Raw genomic sequence first — 483 nt, 5'->3', positions numbered from 1 at the left:
GAGCGTTCCGGAGGCGACGGTGATCGTCTCGCGGGTGTAGTCGCGATGGGCCTCCCAGACGAGGAAGCCGCCGGGATGCGTGCTCTCTGTCAGCGTGGTCATGGGATCATCCTTTCAGTTTGAAGGTGCGGGCGATGACGTCGCCCCAGGGGCGGGTCGTGGCGCTCCGCCCGGGTTGCGGGTGATGGGGCGTGATCCCCGGCGCGATCTCGGCGCGGGCGTCCAGCAGCGCGGCGCGGACCGCGTCGAGGCTGGCGTCCTCCTCGAGGAACCGCCCGGCCATCTGCGGCTGGCCCGCGAGGCGGCAGAGATCGACGACGGCGCGGGCATGGGCGATGGCCTCGGCGCGGATGGCCGCGGGGTCCGGGCTCGTGCCGGGATCTGCCGCCGTGCGGTCCGGATCGTTCGCCTTGGGCTCCGGTGCGGCATCGTTGGCGCCTTCAACGATGTCGGATCCCGCCGTGGCGTTGTCCGGCTCGGCGG

At 72.7% G+C, this 483-nt stretch carries 1 protein-coding gene; it reads right to left on the bottom strand.

Annotated elements, in window-relative coordinates:
* Positions 1 to 106: 106 nt before the first annotated feature.
* On the bottom strand, positions 107 to 483 hold a 377-nt coding region (locus AB6A66_RS17505), incomplete at its 5' end, for a hypothetical protein (RefSeq protein WP_371056905.1).

This window comes from Rhodosalinus sp. K401 (genome assembly GCF_041365735.1).
Classification (GTDB): Bacteria; Pseudomonadota; Alphaproteobacteria; order Rhodobacterales; family Rhodobacteraceae; genus Rhodosalinus.
The sequence above is the reverse complement of the archived record's forward strand: the minus strand, read 5'-3'. Positions and strand labels throughout refer to the sequence as shown.